16 protein-coding genes and 2 tRNA genes are annotated in these 18,034 nt (G+C 45.9%); 17 read left to right on the forward strand and 1 reads right to left on the reverse strand.

All coding sequences use genetic code 11. From position 1 onward, the window contains the following. Window positions 1-566: 566 nt before the first annotated feature. Together secD and secF are read left to right on the forward strand one after the other, a co-directional pair. Window positions 567-2,381: a protein translocase subunit SecD gene (secD, locus tag EKG38_RS20790; protein WP_126522720.1), complete on the forward strand. Its 1,815-nt coding sequence runs from the start codon at window positions 567-569 to the stop codon at window positions 2,379-2,381. 1 nt (window position 2,382) lies between these two features. Next, a complete protein-coding gene (gene secF, locus EKG38_RS20795; RefSeq protein ID WP_185826922.1) occupies window positions 2,383-3,303 on the forward strand; it encodes a protein translocase subunit SecF in 921 nt (306 codons plus the stop codon). Window positions 3,304-3,492: 189 nt separating this feature from the next. Here the strand turns inward: secF and yhbY are convergent, their stop codons facing one another. After that, window positions 3,493-3,792 carry a ribosome assembly RNA-binding protein YhbY gene (gene yhbY / locus EKG38_RS20800; protein WP_126522723.1) on the reverse strand — a complete coding sequence of 100 codons (300 nt, stop codon included), beginning with the start codon at window positions 3,790-3,792 and terminating at the stop codon, window positions 3,493-3,495. A gap of 91 nt (window positions 3,793-3,883) precedes the next feature. On the opposite strand from yhbY, the gene rlmE reads away from it, so the two are divergent. The 15 genes from rlmE to EKG38_RS20875 form a co-directional block, all read left to right on the forward strand. After that, window positions 3,884-4,513 carry a 23S rRNA (uridine(2552)-2'-O)-methyltransferase RlmE gene (gene rlmE, locus EKG38_RS20805; protein WP_012143731.1) on the forward strand — a complete coding sequence of 210 codons (630 nt, stop codon included), beginning with the start codon at window positions 3,884-3,886 and terminating at the stop codon, window positions 4,511-4,513. 45 nt (window positions 4,514-4,558) lie between these two features. Further along, complete coding sequence (gene ftsH / locus EKG38_RS20810) at window positions 4,559-6,538, forward strand: ATP-dependent zinc metalloprotease FtsH (protein ID WP_126522725.1); 1,980 nt, start codon at window positions 4,559-4,561, stop codon at window positions 6,536-6,538. Between the two features lie 137 nt (window positions 6,539-6,675). Further along, window positions 6,676-7,464 (forward strand): dihydropteroate synthase, encoded by a 789-nt coding sequence (gene folP / locus EKG38_RS20815; RefSeq protein ID WP_439332673.1) that lies wholly within the window; start codon window positions 6,676-6,678, stop codon window positions 7,462-7,464. 165 nt (window positions 7,465-7,629) lie between these two features. Then, window positions 7,630-8,967: a phosphoglucosamine mutase gene (glmM, locus tag EKG38_RS20820; protein WP_185826924.1), complete on the forward strand. Its 1,338-nt coding sequence runs from the start codon at window positions 7,630-7,632 to the stop codon at window positions 8,965-8,967. Window positions 8,968-9,176: 209 nt separating this feature from the next. Further along, window positions 9,177-9,959 (forward strand): triose-phosphate isomerase, encoded by a 783-nt coding sequence (tpiA, locus tag EKG38_RS20825; protein ID WP_012143727.1) that lies wholly within the window; start codon window positions 9,177-9,179, stop codon window positions 9,957-9,959. 1 nt (window position 9,960) lies between these two features. Then, on the forward strand, window positions 9,961-10,308 hold the full coding sequence (secG, locus tag EKG38_RS20830) for a preprotein translocase subunit SecG (RefSeq protein WP_126522733.1): 348 nt from the start codon (window positions 9,961-9,963) through the stop codon (window positions 10,306-10,308). 108 nt (window positions 10,309-10,416) lie between these two features. Beyond that, window positions 10,417-10,503 (forward strand) — tRNA-Leu (locus tag EKG38_RS20835). A gap of 103 nt (window positions 10,504-10,606) precedes the next feature. Next, window positions 10,607-10,683, forward strand: a tRNA-Met gene (locus EKG38_RS20840). A gap of 162 nt (window positions 10,684-10,845) precedes the next feature. After that, window positions 10,846-11,301, forward strand: coding sequence for a ribosome maturation factor RimP (gene rimP / locus EKG38_RS20845; protein ID WP_126522736.1), 456 nt, complete (start codon window positions 10,846-10,848; stop codon window positions 11,299-11,301). A gap of 28 nt (window positions 11,302-11,329) precedes the next feature. Next, entirely contained in the window at window positions 11,330-12,829 is a 1,500-nt protein-coding gene (gene nusA / locus EKG38_RS20850; RefSeq protein WP_126522739.1) for a transcription termination factor NusA, read from the forward strand. Between the two features lie 26 nt (window positions 12,830-12,855). Beyond that, on the forward strand, window positions 12,856-15,546 hold the full coding sequence (infB, locus tag EKG38_RS20855) for a translation initiation factor IF-2 (protein ID WP_126522742.1): 2,691 nt from the start codon (window positions 12,856-12,858) through the stop codon (window positions 15,544-15,546). An 88-nt stretch (window positions 15,547-15,634) separates the two neighbouring features. Then, complete coding sequence (gene rbfA / locus EKG38_RS20860; RefSeq protein ID WP_126522744.1) at window positions 15,635-16,066, forward strand: 30S ribosome-binding factor RbfA; 432 nt, start codon at window positions 15,635-15,637, stop codon at window positions 16,064-16,066. Beyond that, on the forward strand, window positions 16,066-17,031 hold the full coding sequence (gene truB, locus EKG38_RS20865; RefSeq protein ID WP_126522747.1) for a tRNA pseudouridine(55) synthase TruB: 966 nt from the start codon (window positions 16,066-16,068) through the stop codon (window positions 17,029-17,031). The genes rbfA and truB overlap by 1 nt, the downstream gene beginning before the upstream one ends. A gap of 151 nt (window positions 17,032-17,182) precedes the next feature. Next, entirely contained in the window at window positions 17,183-17,452 is a 270-nt protein-coding gene (gene rpsO, locus EKG38_RS20870; RefSeq protein WP_126522750.1) for a 30S ribosomal protein S15, read from the forward strand. A gap of 407 nt (window positions 17,453-17,859) precedes the next feature. Beyond that, window positions 17,860-18,034 (forward strand): transposase (locus tag EKG38_RS20875; protein ID WP_148103761.1); only part of this gene is annotated, 175 nt, incomplete at its 3' end.

The following is an 18,034-nucleotide window of genomic DNA, read 5'->3' on the forward strand; positions in this document are numbered from 1 at the left end:
CCAACCCCCTCCTTTAGCATTGGCTATCGTATTGACCTACCAACAACATTAGATTGGTCCCTCCACATAGGGACAGCGCCATCCAGAGTTTCGGGGTGGAAAGAGTCCAATCTCTTGTATCGTTTTTTGCAAACGACCTCATTTAGCTAGTAATACCAGTCCTACTAAATATGTGATCTTTCAGCGGGAGTTCAAAACACTGTAGGCAAGACGGATGTTTGAAGCTAATAGTTATTCTATATCGAAAGCATCTAACGCAGCATACAGTGTTTTGAAACCCGCACTATGTGAGCCTCCCAGGCATTCCACTTCAGCGTTGCATTGACTTAAAAGGGAATAGCCATTTCCTCATCAATGCGCCTTGAATTGAAAGGCCTGAATGGCTCTGAACTGATCACCAATTTAGTGAGATTGGTATTAGCTTAACTAAGCCACTTTTTTGATGGCTTGATTCTATTGTCTTTTTGCCTTTATAGCATTCGAATTAGGAATGCCATTTTCTGTGTCTGACCCACGGTAAAAAGAGAATTTTATAGTGCTTAGCAAATATAAAATGAGCAAGAAACATGAGAAAACAAAGTAATAACAAAATATTAAATCACTATTCGGTGTGGAAGTATGTGGTGCTGGTGATAACTTTTATCATCATGCTTTTCAGTGCATTACCAACCTTGTATGGAGAAGATGCGGCGATTCAAGTCGGTGCTAAAGCTGGCTTAAATCTGACACCTCAGGCCCTCAATAGAGTCTTGGTGGATGAAGGGATCCAAGTTAAGAGGATCACCCAAACAGGTCACGAAATGGTTATCGTACTCGAGCAAGAAGCTCAAATGAGCCAGGTTAAAGCCCTTTTACATAACAGGGTTGAGGATGATTCACAGCTGACACTCGCCTTAGCCCCTGCGGCTCCTGAGTGGCTACTTTCCATGGGGTTTACACCGATTAAACTTGGGCTTGATCTTCGTGGTGGAGTGCAGTTTTTGTTGGATGTCGAGGTCGAACCTGTATACCAGCTACATTATGACGCCTTGGTCGATTCTGTCCGCCAGTTTACCCGTATGCAGGGCTTAAATGGTGTCGGTGTCCGCCTGGACAGTGAGCTGGGTGTTGTCATCACTATGCAGGATGCTCGCCACAGAGGAGACATCAGACAGTTCATTAAAACTAATTATCCGATTTGGCAGGTAACGAACTTAGAGAATAGCTCTCTGAAGGCTGATTTTAAGCCGGACGAGAAGGTTAAAATTCGCGATCTCACAGTAAAGCAGAACTTGCAGATCATGCGCAGCCGAATCGAGCAGCTGGGGATCACCGAAGCCTTAGTTCAGCGTCAGGGGGAGCACAGGATTAGAATCGAACTGCCGGGTGTTCAGGATCCGGCAGCGGCAAAGAGTGTTATTGGCGCAACGGCGAGCCTGGCTTTTTATGAAGTGAAAGATGCCGGATCGGTAAACGCTAAAATCTTAAAGGATAAATCAGAACTTCCTGTTTATGTGGCCAGAAAGCCGGTACTCGGTGGGGAGCATATTGTCGATGCCAGGGCGAGCCTGGGAGAGATGGGGATGCCTGAGGTGGTGATCCATCTGGATCGAGCCGGTGGAAAAGTGATGTCCGACTTCTCTCGTGACAATATCGGTAAGCCGATGGCGACATCCTATAGCGAATACAGCCGTGATGAGCAAGGCAAGGTGACTCACAGTACTGAGGTTATCAGTGTTGCGACGATTCAATCCCAACTTGGCGATCGCTTTAGCATTACCGGGGCAGGTGATTATTCACAGGCGCAGCAGTTAGCACTATTACTTCGGGCCGGCTCTATGACCGCGCCGGTTACCATAGTAGAGGAACGCGCCATTGGGCCTAGTCTCGGTGCGGAAAATATCACGAATGGATTTTCTGCCTTGGCTCTGGGAATGGCGATGACCTTGGTCTTTATGGGGTTCTGGTATCGCCGCTTAGGCTGGGTTGCCAATGTGGCTCTGATTTCCAATATGGTGATTTTATTTGGCTTGCTGGCATTAATACCCGGCGCCGTGTTAACCCTACCGGGTATCGCTGGTTTAGTGTTAACCGTGGGAATGGCGGTCGATACCAATGTACTTATCTTCGAGCGAATAAAGGATAAATTAAAGGAGGGAAGAGGCTTTGCTCACGCAATCGACCGAGGTTTTGATAGCGCAGTGTCGACAATTTTTGATGCTAATTTTACCACTATGATCACCGCAGTAGTGCTCTATTCAATAGGAAACGGACCCATTCAAGGCTTTGCTTTAACCTTAGGGCTTGGGCTGCTAACCAGCATGTTCACAGGGATTTTCGCTTCTCGAGCATTGATTAATTGGGTATATGGACGTGACTTTAGCCGCGATGTGAAGGTGTAATATGAATATTAATACTAATAGAATGAACAGACTAACAAAATGGCGCTACTTTTCGAGCTGTATCTCTCAGGCCTTAATGATTATTTCCCTGGCGGTAATTTCTGTCAAAGGGTTTAATTGGGGACTGGATTTTACCGGCGGTGTGGTTACAGAAGTCCGTATGGACAGTGATATTAAAGCGAACCAAATCCAAAGCTTGTTGGGAGAAGTGTCCGAACAGGAGGTGAGTGTTATCTCGGCTGGTGAACCCGGACGCTGGGTATTGCGGTATAGTCAGGCGGAAACCTCGGGGGATGTGAGCGCTAACGCCTTGGATATTGAGCAGGTGCTAATCCCGTTACAGAGTGGTGTTGAGGTACTTAATTCGAGCATCGTTGGCCCTCAAATTGGTCAGGAGTTAGCAGAGCAGGGCGGATTAGCCTTGTTGGTTGCTATGTTATGTATCTTAGGGTATCTGAGTTTTCGGTTCGAGTGGCGCCTTGCCAGCGGAGCGCTATTTGCGCTGTTTCACGACGTTGTCTTCGTTTTGGCTTTCTTCTCACTGACTCAGATGGAGTTTAATTTAACTGTCCTCGCCGCAGTGTTGGCTATTTTAGGTTATTCACTCAACGACTCTATAATTATCGCCGATAGGATTAGGGAGTTATTAACTTCAAAACCTAAGATGGTCATAGCAGATGTGTGTACCAGTGCGGTGAAGGCAACTTTCTCGCGGACTATGGTAACCAGTGGTACGACATTGATGACGGTGAGTGCACTGTGGGTGATGGGAGGTGGACCGCTGGAAAGCTTCTCTATTGCGATGTTTATCGGAATTTTGACCGGAACCTGGTCATCGATATCGGTGGGAACCTGTTTGCCTGAGCTCTTTGGGGTTAATTCGGAACATTATAAGCTCATGCCTATACCTGAAACACCATAAAGCGGAAGCATTGATAGGGACAAAAAAAAGAGCCACTGAATTTCAGTGGCTCTTTTTTATCTTTAACTCTGACTGTTTATTTCTCAGGAAGGAGTGAAATAAACAATTAGTGTCTTTCTCAAATCAGGTTAACGCAGAGATATTCTCTGTATTATTACCGTGACTGGAGACGACCATGTTCAAAAAAGATTACTTTGCTTTTGGAATAGCAATTTTCATCTCTTCAGATTGACGAAATAGTACTAACACGTGACCGATAAGCTGTACTTTTACAGCTTGAGTTTCACGAATAATGGCATCAACGATTGCATTTTTTAGCTCTCTGTCACCAGAAGCTACTTTCACTTTGATCAGCTCGTGATGAGTGAGTGCACTATCAATTTCCGCCAGTACACCTTCAGTCAGACCATTGGAACCAAGCATCACTACTGGCTTTAAATTGTGCGCTAAGCCTTTTAAGTGCTGTTTTTGTTTGGTTGTTAAGTTCATTTCTACCAACTTTATGCTGAGTTACTGTTGAAAAAACGCTATTCTACCCTTATATAGTCTTTATGTAACTCTCATTTGTTGCGGATTTTGAATGTCAGGTAAAAAACGAACAGCGAGTTCCTCACGTTGGATGCAGGAACATTTTGACGATCACTATGTCAAATTAGCTCAAAAACGGGGATTTCGTTCGCGAGCCGCGTTTAAAATTGAAGAAATTCAAGAGAAAGATAAATTAATTCGACCGGGGATGACTGTGGTCGATTTAGGGGCTGCCCCTGGTGGTTGGTCCCAAGTTGCCGTTAAACTAGCAGGAGACAATGGTAAAGTTATCGCTTGTGATATTTTACCTATGGACCCAATTGTTGGTGTCGACTTTCTTCAGGGTGATTTTAGAGAGGAAAAGGTGCTCGATGCTTTGCTTACCCGAGTGGGGGATGCGAAAGTCGATGTTGTCTTATCTGACATGGCACCTAATATGAGTGGTACTGGCGGGGTCGATCAGCCTCGAGCCATGTATTTGGTTGAATTAGCATTAGACATGTGTCATCAAGTTTTGGCACCTAACGGTTGTTTTGCTGTAAAAGTCTTTCAGGGGGAGGGCTTTGAAGAGTACATGAAGTCAGTTAGAGAGGCGTTTAAAACCGTCAAAACACGTAAGCCAGACTCTTCGCGAGCTCGTTCGCGCGAAGTCTATCTTGTGGCGACAGGGTATAAGTTGTAGTACCCTAACGTCAGTAATCGCAAGACTCTATGAGGTCTAGTAATTTTGAGTGATATGGCAAAAAATTTAATTCTCTGGGTAGTCATCGCCGTTGTGTTGATGTCTGTGTTTCAGGGTTACTCCCCCTCTTCATCCACAGCGTTGAAGATGGATTATTCCGCTTTTTTAGATGATGTTCGCAGTGGGCAGATAAATACTGTCGAAATAAAAAGCGATCAACGTACGATCGAAGGGACTAAGCGTACCGGAGAGAAGTTCACCACTATCATGCCTATGGAAGATAAAGATCTGATTAATGATCTCGATCGTAAAGGCATAACCATGAAGGGACAGGAAGCTGAAGAGTCTGGGTTCTTAACTCAAATCTTCATCTCGTGGTTCCCTATGTTACTGCTTATCGGTGTATGGATATTCTTCATGCGTCAGATGCAGGGCGGTGGTGGAAAAGGCGCCATGTCTTTTGGTAAGAGTAAAGCTAAGTTGATGAGTGAAGACCAGATCAAGACGACTTTTGGAGACGTTGCAGGTTGTGACGAAGCTAAGGAAGACGTTAAAGAGCTGGTCGATTACCTGAAAGAGCCGACTAAATTCCAAAAGTTGGGTGGTCGAATTCCTACAGGTGTGCTTTTAGTTGGTCCTCCTGGTACGGGTAAAACCTTGCTGGCTAAAGCCATTGCCGGTGAAGCAAAGGTGCCATTTTTTACCATTTCAGGTTCTGATTTTGTAGAGATGTTTGTTGGTGTTGGTGCCTCTCGTGTACGTGACATGTTTGAGCAAGCTAAAAAGTCAGCCCCATGTATCATCTTTATCGATGAGATCGATGCCGTAGGTCGCCAGCGTGGTGCGGGTGTCGGTGGTGGTCACGATGAGCGCGAACAGACACTGAACCAGTTGTTGGTTGAGATGGATGGTTTCGAAGGCAATGAAGGTGTCATCGTTATCGCCGCGACTAACCGTCCGGATGTGCTGGATGCTGCACTGCTTCGTCCTGGTCGTTTCGACCGTCAAGTGGTCGTCGGTCTTCCTGATGTTCGTGGTCGTGAGCAGATCCTTAAAGTGCATATGCGTAAAGTACCTCTTGCCGATGATGTTAAAGCGAGTGTTATCGCTCGTGGCACGCCAGGTTTCTCTGGTGCCGACTTGGCTAACCTAGTGAACGAAGCCGCACTGTTTGCAGCGCGTGGTAGCCGCCGTATCGTTGGTATGGAAGAGTTTGAGAGCGCGAAAGATAAGATCATGATGGGTGCAGAGCGCCGCACTATGGTGATGTCTGAAGAAGATAAAGAGATGACGGCTTATCATGAAGCGGGCCATGCCATCGTTGGTTGCCTCGTCCCTGAGCACGATCCTGTACATAAGGTGACGATCATTCCACGCGGACGCGCCTTAGGTGTGACCTTCTTCTTGCCTGAAGCCGATGCGATAAGCCAGAGCCGTCGGAAGTTAGAGAGTCAAATTTCGGTGGCCTATGGTGGCCGTTTGGCCGAAGAGATCATCTATGGTAGTGAAAGAGTCTCTACCGGTGCATCTCAGGATATTAAGTATGCGACCTCGATTGCCCGTAATATGGTGACTCAGTGGGGCTTCTCTGAGAAGTTAGGTCCGGTACTTTATGCCGAAGACGACAATGAAGTATTCCTGGGTCGTAGCATGGGTAAGACTCAGCATATGTCTGACGAAACTGCCAGCATCATCGATGCGGAAGTCAAAACGCTTATCGATAATAACTATCAGCGCGCACAGAACTTCCTCAACGATAACATGGATATACTTCATGCGATGAAAGATGCGTTGATGAAGTATGAAACCATAGATGCAATCATGATCGAAGATCTGATGCAACGCCGAGAGGTGAGTGCACCAAAGGATTGGAATATGGATGATAATGGCTCAAGCAATGATGATACTGGTGGTAAGCCTGTTGAATCTGACAAAAAGGATTCATCTGAAGATGAAGTTAAACCTGAGTCAGAGCAATGTGCCGCCCCCGATGTTAAAGACATTGATGAGTCAACGGCTAAGTAATTAATATTTAGTTGAATGAAGAAAACCCCGTTATGGGGTTTTCTTGTTTCCGGGATCTATAAACGGATTAAGTTGGAGTTTTTGTGTTTCAATTTGTCAGCGGCAAAAAGTGCCTCTCTCTGGAAAAGCCATTAGTGATGGGGATCCTCAATGTCACTCCCGATTCGTTCTCCGATGGTGGTGAGTATTCCAGCTTTGAATTAGCATGCAAGCATGCCGATGAGATGGTCGAACAGGGTGCGAGCTTCATCGATATCGGTGGTGAGTCGACAAGACCAGGCGCCGCCGATGTAAACCTATGCGAAGAGCTTAGCCGAGTGATCCCACTGGTTGAGTATATCGCTCAGCATCATGATGTCTGGATATCTATCGACACCAGCAAAGCTGAGGTGATGAAGCAGGCTGTAGAAGCGGGCGCACATCTCATCAACGATGTACGTGCGCTACAAGAACCGGGTGCATTAGAGATGGCGGCCAAGTTACAGGTCCCTGTTTGTTTGATGCATATGCAAGGGCAGCCCAGAAGTATGCAGACCGCACCTGTATATAGCGATGTTGTGGATGAGATAAAACAGTTTTTTGAACAGCGTATTCAGGCGTGTTGTGATGCAGGACTGAAGCGAGAGCAACTGCTTATTGACCCGGGGTTTGGTTTCGGGAAATCTTTAGCGCATAATTATGAGTTACTCAATAGGCTCGGGGAGTTCAAGTCTTTGGGGACACCAATACTTGTCGGTCTCTCTCGTAAGAGTATGATGGGGAACCTGCTTAGCCGTGATGTCTCTCTGCGTCTTGCTGGAAGTTTAGCCGGTGTCATGCTCTCGGCTCAGCGAGGTGCAGACATTCTCAGAGTACACGATGTCCCTGAGACGGTTGATGTGTTGAAGGTGCTGGATGCGACGCGTCATTTCGGTCAGTTGCGATAGACGATTTGAATAGCTAAGTATCTACCCGCAGATAGAGGCGGGTGTGGGCGATGACAATCGAGAATTTATTATTCAGCTTCAGTTATGAATGAAGCGGTAGAGTAAGAGATATTATTATTTTCATATTCCGGTTTCGGCTTTGAATCCGGAATACTTGATGGGGTTATTTACGTGAGAAAATTTTTTGGAACTGACGGCATTCGAGGTAAGGTCGGTGCGGGTAAAATGACGCCCGAATTAGCGCTAAAGCTTGGATGGGCAGCGGGGCGAGTATTATCCAGATCCGGTACTAAGAAAGTCATTATCGGTAAAGACACCCGAATTTCAGGTTATCTTTTTGAGTCGGCGATGGAAGCTGGTTTATCGGCTGCCGGACTTAACGTGATGTTGATGGGCCCTATGCCTACGCCAGCGGTCGCCTACTTAACGCGTACCTTCAGAGCCGAGGCTGGTGTGGTGATCAGTGCATCTCACAACCCCTACTATGATAACGGTATTAAGTTTTTCTCAAATGACGGCAGTAAGCTCGATGATGAGGTTGAGCTCGAGATCGAACGTGAACTCGATAAGCCCCTGATCTGTGTCGAGTCGCACCTATTGGGAAAGGTGTCACGTATAGACGATGCGCCGGGTCGTTATATCGAATACTGCAAGGGTAATTTTCCAGCCGAGCATACTCTACATGGTTTAAAGATTGTTGTGGATTGTGCCCATGGCGCAACCTATCACATTGCTCCGAACGTATTTAGAGAGTTAGGTGCCGAGGTTATAGCCATAGGGGATAAACCCGATGGGCTGAATATCAACCATGAAGTGGGTGCCACTTCTATGGGCAAAATCCGTGAAACCGTTATCGGAGAGAAAGCCGATCTTGGTATCGCCCTAGACGGTGATGGCGATCGGATCATGATGGTTAACCGTCATGGTAAAGTCATCGATGGTGATGAAATCCTTTATATCCTGGCTTGTGATGCCCAATCGCGGGGTGTCTTGCGCGGTGGAGTGGTTGGAACCCTGATGTCAAACTTAGGGCTGGACCTTGCGTTACAGGAGTTGGGCATACCGTTTGATCGCTCTAACGTGGGTGACCGTTATGTGATGACCATGATGAAGGAGAAGGGTTGGCGTATCGGTGGTGAAAACTCGGGTCATATCTTGAATCTGGATCATGGCACAACCGGCGATGGTATCGTTGCCGGTATTTTAGTATTAGCTGCGATGCGCCGACGTAACGCAACGCTAGAGGAGCTAACCGAGAACATTAAGATGTTACCTCAGGTGCTGGTCAATGTTCGATTCGAAGGGACACACAACCCACTAGAGTCAGAACAAGTCCTGGCTGCAAAGAGTGAAGTTGAAGCGCTACTGGGTGAACGTGGTCGTGTATTGCTGCGTAAGTCAGGCACTGAGCCCTTAATTCGGGTCATGGTCGAGGGCGATATAGAAGCCGATGTGATTAAACACGCTAACTATATTGCCGATGCGGTAAGAAACTTAGTTTAACCGGCAATAAACGAAAATGTGATTGTTATGGCTAAACATATTTAGTTAAACCATGTTTAGCCTGTTTTTGAATCACACTTGATTAATAAATGGGTCGTAGCGTGTAAAAAAACATCGTTCCGACCAGAGAATCAAAATTTTACCACTTTTGCTATTGTAAGTTCATGAGTGGTTCGCTATGATTCTCGCCGCTTTCAGAGGAGACAGAGATGGCACTCAGACGTCCAATGGTCGCTGGTAACTGGAAAATGAATGGCAGTGCGCAGTTAGCGCTGGAGTTATTCAATAAATTCGCTACTAAGCTTCAAGATGATTCAGCGGAAGTGGTCTTATGTCCACCAAGCATATATCTAGAAAGTGTACGTCAGCAGTTAGACGCTAATAAAGACGCTTTAAACGGTTGTCTAGTCAGAATGGGCGCACAAAACCTGAGTCAACATGACTTCGGTGCTTATACTGGTGAAGTGTCAGGGCAGATGTTAAAGGATTCAGGATGTCGATATGTTATTATCGGACACTCCGAACGTCGCCGTATGTACGGAGAGACGAGTGATATCGTTGCTGAGAAGTTTGCAGCAGCACAAAAACATGGTTTGACCCCAATACTTTGTGTCGGTGAGTCTGGTCCAGCTAGAGAAGCGAGAAGAACTTTTGAAGTTATCGCCGAAGAGTTAGATGTAGTCATTGAAAAAAATGGCACCATGGCATTTGATAACGCGATTATCGCCTATGAGCCTTTATGGGCTGTGGGAACCGGTAAGAGTGCTACGCCAGAGCAGGCACAGGAAGTTCATGCGTTTATACGCAAACGCCTCTCTGAAGTGTCTCCATATATTGGAGAAAATATCAGGATTTTGTACGGTGGTAGCGTAACACCGAGTAATGCTGCAGATTTATTTGCACAACCTGATGTAGATGGTGGATTGATTGGCGGTGTGAGCTTAAACTCTACCGAGTTTCTAAGTTTATGTTCCATAGCGATGAGCGCATAATATGTACGAAGTATTGATGGTTGTTTACTTGGTGGTTGCAATTGGTCTAGTAGGACTGATTTTAATCCAGCAAGGTAAAGGTGCTGACATGGGAGCCTCTTTTGGCGCCGGTGCATCAGCCACTCTGTTCGGTTCATCAGGTGCTGGTAACTTTTTGACCCGTTCAACTGCAGTTTTAGCGATTGGTTTTTTTGCTCTTAGCCTGATAATCGGCAACTTGAGTGCGAACCATACTAAGTCTGAAGATGCGTGGAAAGATTTAAGCTCAGATGCTGCTCAAGTTACCGAACAGGTAACAGAGCAAGTTAAGCAAGAGAGCGAAAAGTCTGAAGAGAAAATTCCAGACTAAGCTAAATTTCTGGAATTGGTAGGGACTAAATAATTAGTTCCTTTTATCAAGGTCGTGATCACCTCAATGTCACAACAAAGGCCAGATAATAAAGAGTTACAATCACATGCGGATGTGGTGGAATTGGTAGACACGCCAGCTTGAGGGGCTGGTGAGCGCAAGCTCGTGGGGGTTCAAGTCCCCCCATCCGCACCAAATTTTTGGTTTCTTAATTCGAAATCAAAGATAATAATGCAAACATCAGTTTTGCTTTATTATTGCAAGTAGAGTGAAATCTCAATATACTTGCACCAGTTGACGCGGGGTGGAGCAGTTTGGTAGCTCGTCGGGCTCATAACCCGAAGGTCGTCGGTTCAAATCCGGCCCCCGCAACCAGCTTCTCAGTAACAGACTATACTAGTCTCTTATTGTTTACAGGTTCTAAACTCAACGACCTCGTTATTACGGGGTTTTTTGTTATCTGGGACTTAAAGAATGCCGTTTTTACGGCGTTATACTGGGGCTATATGTCCCTTTTTTGTTTTTCGGGGGGTAACCTTGGCAACTATAGAAAATAGACTGGAAGATATGCTTAAATCTCCAGTTGAAGCACTTGGCCACACGCTTTGGGGTTTGGAGTATGTTCAAGCAGGCAAACACTCAATCCTAAGAGTATATATAGATAATGAAAAAGGCATTTTCATCGAAGATTGTGCCGAAACCAGCCGTCAGGTCAGTGCTGTGCTCGATGTTGAGGATCCCATTTCAACCGAATACACATTAGAAGTTTCCTCTCCCGGTGTAGACAGGCCGCTATTTAAAGCTGAGCAATATGCTGCTTACATCGATGAGACTGTAAAGATTCAACTGACTATGCCTGTTGCGGGTAGTCGTAATTTAAAGGGGACCGTCACAGGCATTGAGGGGCAGATGCTTTCATTGACAGTCGATGGTAACGAACTGATTATTGCTTTGGATAATATCCGTAAAGGCAACCTAATCGCTAAGTTTTGATGGATTCAAAAATCAACGAGGCAAGAGGATGAATAAAGAGATTCTGCTAGTCACTGAGGCGGTTTCAAATGAGAAAGGTGTTCCTCGCGAGAAGATTTTCGAAGCGCTGGAAATAGCCTTAGCTACAGCAACTAAGAAAAAATATGAAGGCGACATCGAAGTTCGTGTAGAGATCGATCGTAAAACCGGTGGTTATGAAACTTTCCGTCGTTGGATGGTTGTTGAAGACACGGGTGAGCCTTTAGAGAACCCTTTTAGTGAAATTACACTGGAAGCGGCTCAATTTGAAGAGCCTGAAATCCAGCTTGGCGAGTATATCGAAGACGATATCGAATCAGTGGTATTCGACCGTATTACGACTCAAACTGCCAAACAAGTGATCGTACAGAAAGTACGTGAAGCCGAACGAGCTCAAATAGTCGATCAGTTTAAAGACAAAGAAGGTGAGTTAATCACCGGTGTCGTTAAGAAGAGTAATCGCGAAAGTGTCGTGGTCGATTTGGGCAACAATGCGGATGCAGTGTTGTTTAAAGAAGACCTGATCTCTCGTGAAAGCTTCCGTCCTGGTGACCGTGTTCGTGCATTACTATTTGCCGTTCGCCCTGAAGCTCGTGGCGCTCAACTGTTCTTGACTCGTACTCAGCCGGATATGCTGATTGAGCTTTTCCGTGTAGAAGTGCCGGAAATTGCCGATGAGATGATCGAGATCATGGGCGCAGCTCGTGATCCGGGTTCACGCGCAAAGATCGCCGTGAAATCTAACGACCGTCGTATCGATCCAATCGGTGCCTGTGTTGGTATGCGTGGTGCTCGTGTTCAAGCCGTTTCGAATGAGCTTAATGGTGAGCGTGTTGATATCGTACTTTGGGATGATAACCCAGCCCAATATGTGATCAATGCAATGTCACCCGCTGACGTAGCTTCTATCATCGTCGATGAAGATAACCACTCGATGGATATCGCCGTTGAAGCCGATAGCTTAGCTCAGGCAATTGGCCGTAATGGTCAGAACGTTCGTTTGGCGACTCAACTTTCTGGTTGGGAACTTAACGTGATGACTGTTGCTGATATGCAAGCTAAGCATCAAGCTGAAAGTGCTAAAGTCGTTAACTTGTTTGTTTCGGCATTAGAAGTTGATGAAGATTTTGCACAAGTGCTTGCTGATGAAGGCTTCACCTCGTTAGAAGAGGTGGCTTATGTACCAACATCTGAGCTTATGGAAATTGATGGATTTGACGAAGATATCGTTGAAACCTTAAGAGAGCGCGCTAAAGCTGCGATCTCTACTCGTGCACTCGCTTCAGAAGAAGCGCTTGATGGTGCCGAGCCAAGTGAGGACCTACTTGCACTCGAAGGTCTAGAGAGACATCTAGCGTTTGTATTCGCGAGTAAAGGCGTTATTACACTAGAAGATTTAGCCGAACAAGGCATTGATGACTTGATCGACATTGAAGAATTGACAGAAGAAAAGGCTGGTGAGCTCATCATGGCAGCCCGTAATATCTGTTGGTTTGGCGACGAAGAATAACTCGCTCAACAGAGGGGATTTTACAGATGGCAGATACAACAGTAGAAAAGCTGGCCAGTGAAGTAGGAAAAAGTGCAGACAGATTAGTTGAGCAGTTTTCCGAGGCCGGTATTAAGAAATCTAAAGCTGACACAGTTTCCGAGTCAGAAAAACAGCAATTGTTAGATTTTTTGAAGAAGCAACATGGCGGCGAATCAGCTCCAACTAAAATGACACTGCAGCGCAAGTCAGTGTCGACCTTAAGTGTCGGCTCTGGTCGTGATACTAAGGATGTTAAGGTCGAAGTGCGTAAGAAGCGTACTTTCGTTAAGCGTGATCCTGCTGCAGATGCTGAAGCTGAAGCGGCTGCAAAAGCGGAAGCAGAAGCTAAAGCTGCTGAAGAAGCGGCTTCAAAAGCTAAAGCCGATGCCGAAGCGAAAGCTAAAGCAGAAGCTAAGGCTAAAGCCGATGCTGAAGCGAAAGAGAAGGCTAAAGCCAGCGCAGCTGAGAAAGCTAAGCCTGTAGCGGTTACCGCTGAAGAGAAAGCGGCGCAAGATGAAGCCGACAAGCTTCAAGCTGCTAAAGATGCAGCGGCTAAATCTAAAGCTGATGAAGAAGCCAAAGCAGCTGCAGAAGTAGCGAGAAAGCTTGCTGAAGAAAATTCTGCTCGTTGGGCTGATGAAGAGAAGCAACGTAAAGAATCAGAGAAGACTGGTGATCATCACGTAACGACTTCTACAGAAGCGCGTGCAGCGGAAGATACTGCCGATGCTAATGCTGAGAAGCGCGGTCGTCGTCCTCGTAAGGCTACACCTGCACCAGCGGCTGCACCTGCAAACACAGGTAAAGGCAAGCGTCGTGGCGGTAAAGATAACCGTCGTGATAGCCGTAATGCACGCGGTGGACGTAATGCCCGTAACAATCGTAGTGTCGCGCCTGAGTCTATGGATCATGCATTCACTAAGCCTGTAGCCGCAGTTAAAACCGATGTAAGCATTGGTGAAACCGTTTCAGTTTCTGAGCTGGCATCTAAGATGTCAATCAAGGCAACTGAAATCATCAAGCAGATGATGAAGATGGGCTCTATGGTTACTATTAACCAGGTGCTTGATCAAGAAACTGCTCAACTTGTTGCCGAAGAGATGGGACATAAAGTTGTTCTGACTCGTGAAAACGAACTCGAGCATCAAGTACTTGCGGATCGTGACGGTAATATTCAAGCCGAATCACGCGCTCCGGTTGTAACTATCATGGGTCACGTTGACCACGGTAAGACCTCACTGCTTGATCACATTCGTCGAGCTAAAGTTGCTTCAGGCGAAGCCGGTGGTATTACCCAGCATATCGGTGCATACCACGTTGAAACTGACAATGGCATGATCACCTTCCTCGATACTCCTGGTCACGCGGCATTTACAGCCATGCGTGCTCGTGGTGCGAAGGCAACTGATATCGTTATCTTGGTTGTTGCTGCTGATGATGGTGTTATGCCACAGACTATTGAAGCTATTCAACACGCGAAAGCGGGTGGCGTACCTCTGATCGTTGCCGTTAACAAGATGGATAAGCCAGAAGCCGATCCTGAGCGTGTGAAGAGTGAGCTTTCACAGCACGGTGTGATGTCTGAAGATTGGGGCGGAAACAACATGTTTGTTCACGTTTCAGCGAAGAGCGGTGAAGGTATCGATGAGCTGCTTGAAGGCATTCTTCTTGAAGCTGAAGTACTCGAGCTTAAAGCTATCAAAGAAGGCATGGCTGCAGGTGTGGTTGTTGAGTCTAAGTTGGATAAGGGCCGTGGTCCGGTTGCAACTGTATTGGTTCAGGAAGGTACACTTAAGCAAGGCGATATCGTTCTTTGTGGTCTGGAATACGGTAAAGTTCGTGCTATGCGCGATGAAAATGGCAGAGCTGTCACAGAAGCCGGTCCTTCAATTCCTGTAGAGATCTTAGGCCTTTCAGGAGTACCGTCTGCAGGTGATGAAGCGACAGTAGTTCGTGATGAGCGTAAAGCTCGTGAAGTTGCACTCTATCGTCAAGGTAAGTTCCGTGATGTTAAGCTTGCACGTCAGCAGAAGTCTAAGCTTGAAAACATGTTTGCTAACATGGTTGAAGGTGAAGTTCAGGAACTCAATATCGTGCTTAAGGCCGATGTACAAGGTTCACTTGAAGCGATTTCAGATTCATTGAACAAGCTTTCAACTGATGAAGTTAAAGTTAATATCATCGCCCGCGGCGTTGGTGGTTTGACTGAGACTGATGCTTCACTTGCAGCAGCTTCTAATGCCATTATGGTCGGTTTCAACATTCGAGCCGATGCACAGGCACGTAAAGTTATCGATAGCGAAAGTGTAGATCTACGTTACTACAGTGTTATCTACCATTTGATTGATGAAGTCAGAAATGCGATGAGCGGTCTACTTGCTCCTGAATTTAAGCAAGTGATTCTTGGTCTTGCTGAAGTTCGTGATGTATTTAAGTCTCCTAAGATTGGCGCTATCGCCGGTTGTATGGTTACTGAAGGTACCATCAAGCGCAGCGCACCAATTCGCGTACTTCGTGAAAACGTTGTTATCTATGAAGGTGAGCTAGAGTCACTTCGTCGATTTAAAGATGACGTTGCCGATGTTCGTAACGGAATGGAATGTGGTATCGGTGTGAAGAACTATAATGATGTCAGAGTTGGCGATCAGATAGAGGTCTTCGAAACAATCGAAATAGCACGCTCCTTAGAAGCGTAAAGCGTTAAGAGGGCGGCGTTAGCCGCCCTTTTTATTTAGATAGCTTTCATGGGAAAGCTATTTATTTACAACATAATGGCAAATTATTATGGCAAGAGAATTTAGTCGAACACGTCGTATTGCACAGCAGTTACAACAAGAGTTGGCTCAAGTGTTACAGCGTGATATGAAAGACCCTCGTATCGGTTTTGTCACAGTCAATGACGTTGATGTATCTCGTGATTTGAGCTACGCGAAGGTTTATGTGACTTTCTTTGAAGAAGATGAAAAGCTTGTTCAAGAGAAGGTTGAGGCGTTAGATGCTGCTGCCGGTTACATCCGTTCATTGGTCGCAGGGCGCATGAAATTGCGGGTCATGCCTGAACTTCGTTTTATCTACGATAGCTCGTTGGTAGAAGGTATGCGCATGTCTAACCTGGTTTCTCGTGTGATCAGCGATGATGAAGCAAAGCAGAAGCAGCATTCTGATCAGCAAGATACACCACAAAACACAGATGATAAGTCGGAAGGTGAAGAGTAATGGCTCGTCGTCCTCGTGGTCGCTTTATCGATGGAATACTACTCCTGGATAAAGATACTGGCATGAGTTCGAACTTTGCTCTGCAGAGAGTCAAGCGCATCTTTAATGCCGCTAAAGCGGGCCATACCGGTGCGTTGGACCCGTTAGCAACGGGCATGCTTCCTATCTGCCTTGGAGAGGCTACAAAGTTCTCTCAGCATCTTCTTGACGCCGATAAGCGATATACCGTAACGGCTAAGCTTGGGGAAAGAACCGATACCAGTGATTCCGACGGCGAAGTGGTACAGACCCGTCCCGTTAATTTTAGCCAAGAGCTATTGATGGAGTCATTGGATTACTTTCGTGGTGAAACCATGCAAGTCCCTTCCATGTACTCGGCGCTTAAATATCAAGGTCAACCTCTGTATAAATATGCCCGTGAAGGCATAGAGGTTCCCAGAGTTGCACGTCCAATCAATGTCTTTGAGCTTAACTTTATCGGCCTGGAAGGCGATGAGTTGACGCTGGATATTCATTGTTCGAAAGGAACTTATATTCGCACTATCACCGATGATCTTGGTGAGATGTTAGGTTGTGGCGCCCATGTGATCATGTTACGCAGAACGCAGGTAGCTGAATATCCTTACGAGCGTATGGTCAGCCTTGAGCAGCTCAATGAGATGGTGGCGAAAGCTGAGGCTGAAGAGATTGAGCCAAAAACTGTGCTGGACCCCTTGTTATTGCCTATGGACACGGCTGTCAGCAAGTTTAAAGAAATTAACTTATCTGACAGCGTTGCGCCATATTTGATGAACGGAAACCCTGTTCAAGTGCCTGTAATCGATGGGCTTGATGACGGCGAATTAGTTCGGATCACTATTGGCGATGAACATAAATTTGTTGGTATTGGTTCTATGAATGATGATGGCTTATTAGCACCTAAACGCCTGATTGTGGTGCGTGATCCATCTTCTGAGTCGAACTGATTATATCGAATGTTATCTGTATTGGGCTTTATCAAGCTTAGGTTACAGATAGTTATTGCGTATCTTATCTAGAATAGGTAAAATGCCGCGCTCACTTTAGCTGAGTTAGTGATTGGCTAAAGCTTATTAATGCATTATTTGGAGAGACAAAATGTCACTAAATGCTGAACAAACTGCAACAATCCTGGCCGAATTCGGTCGTTGTGAAGGCGATACTGGTTCTACTGAAGTTCAGGTAGCTCTTTTAACTGCACAGATTAACCATCTGCAAGGTCACTTTAAAGAGCACAAGCATGATCATCACTCACGTCGTGGTCTTTTACGTATGGTAAACACACGTCGTAAACTTCTTGCATACCTGAAGCGTACTGAAAATGTTCGTTACCAGGAACTAATCAAGAAGCTAGGTCTACGTCGTTAATATCGACTAGATTTAGATAAAGGAGGCTTATGCCTCCTTTTTTATTGCCTGTAGAAAGGCTGGAGAGGACAAAGTTCCTAGGTGCTAGTACCTAACCTTATGACTTACTACTGAGCTATAGATAGAGCTGGGAGGGCTGTACTAGGCAAGGAGATGAGCATAAAAGATATGGATTCTAAAGCAAGTTCAGAATGACGCCCAAAGTGAAAGCACATAGGTTAGAGTGAAGGGGTTTAGGCTAGTGTGAAGGCTCTGAAGCTAGTGTTTTATGTAAGCACAGAGTGGTGAGCATTTGAACATTGATTAAACTATTCTGCTCGACCCTCGACCCTCGACCCTCGACCCTCGACCCTCGACCCTGATGTGACCCCCTAATAGTGGACACCTTATATAAGCGATAAGGTGTCATGAAAATTAAGCCACGTAAAACCTATACGGCAGCCTTTAAAGAGGCTGCTGTTCAACAATCTTTAAATTCTCCCGATACAGTCATAGCTACAGCTGTTAAATTAGGGCTCAATCCTAAGTTATTAACTAAGTGGAGAGCCCATTTGACGTCCTCAAAACATTCTAAGAAGCCCA

This window comes from Shewanella canadensis, from assembly GCF_003966225.1.
Lineage (GTDB): Bacteria > Pseudomonadota > Gammaproteobacteria > Enterobacterales > Shewanellaceae > Shewanella > Shewanella canadensis.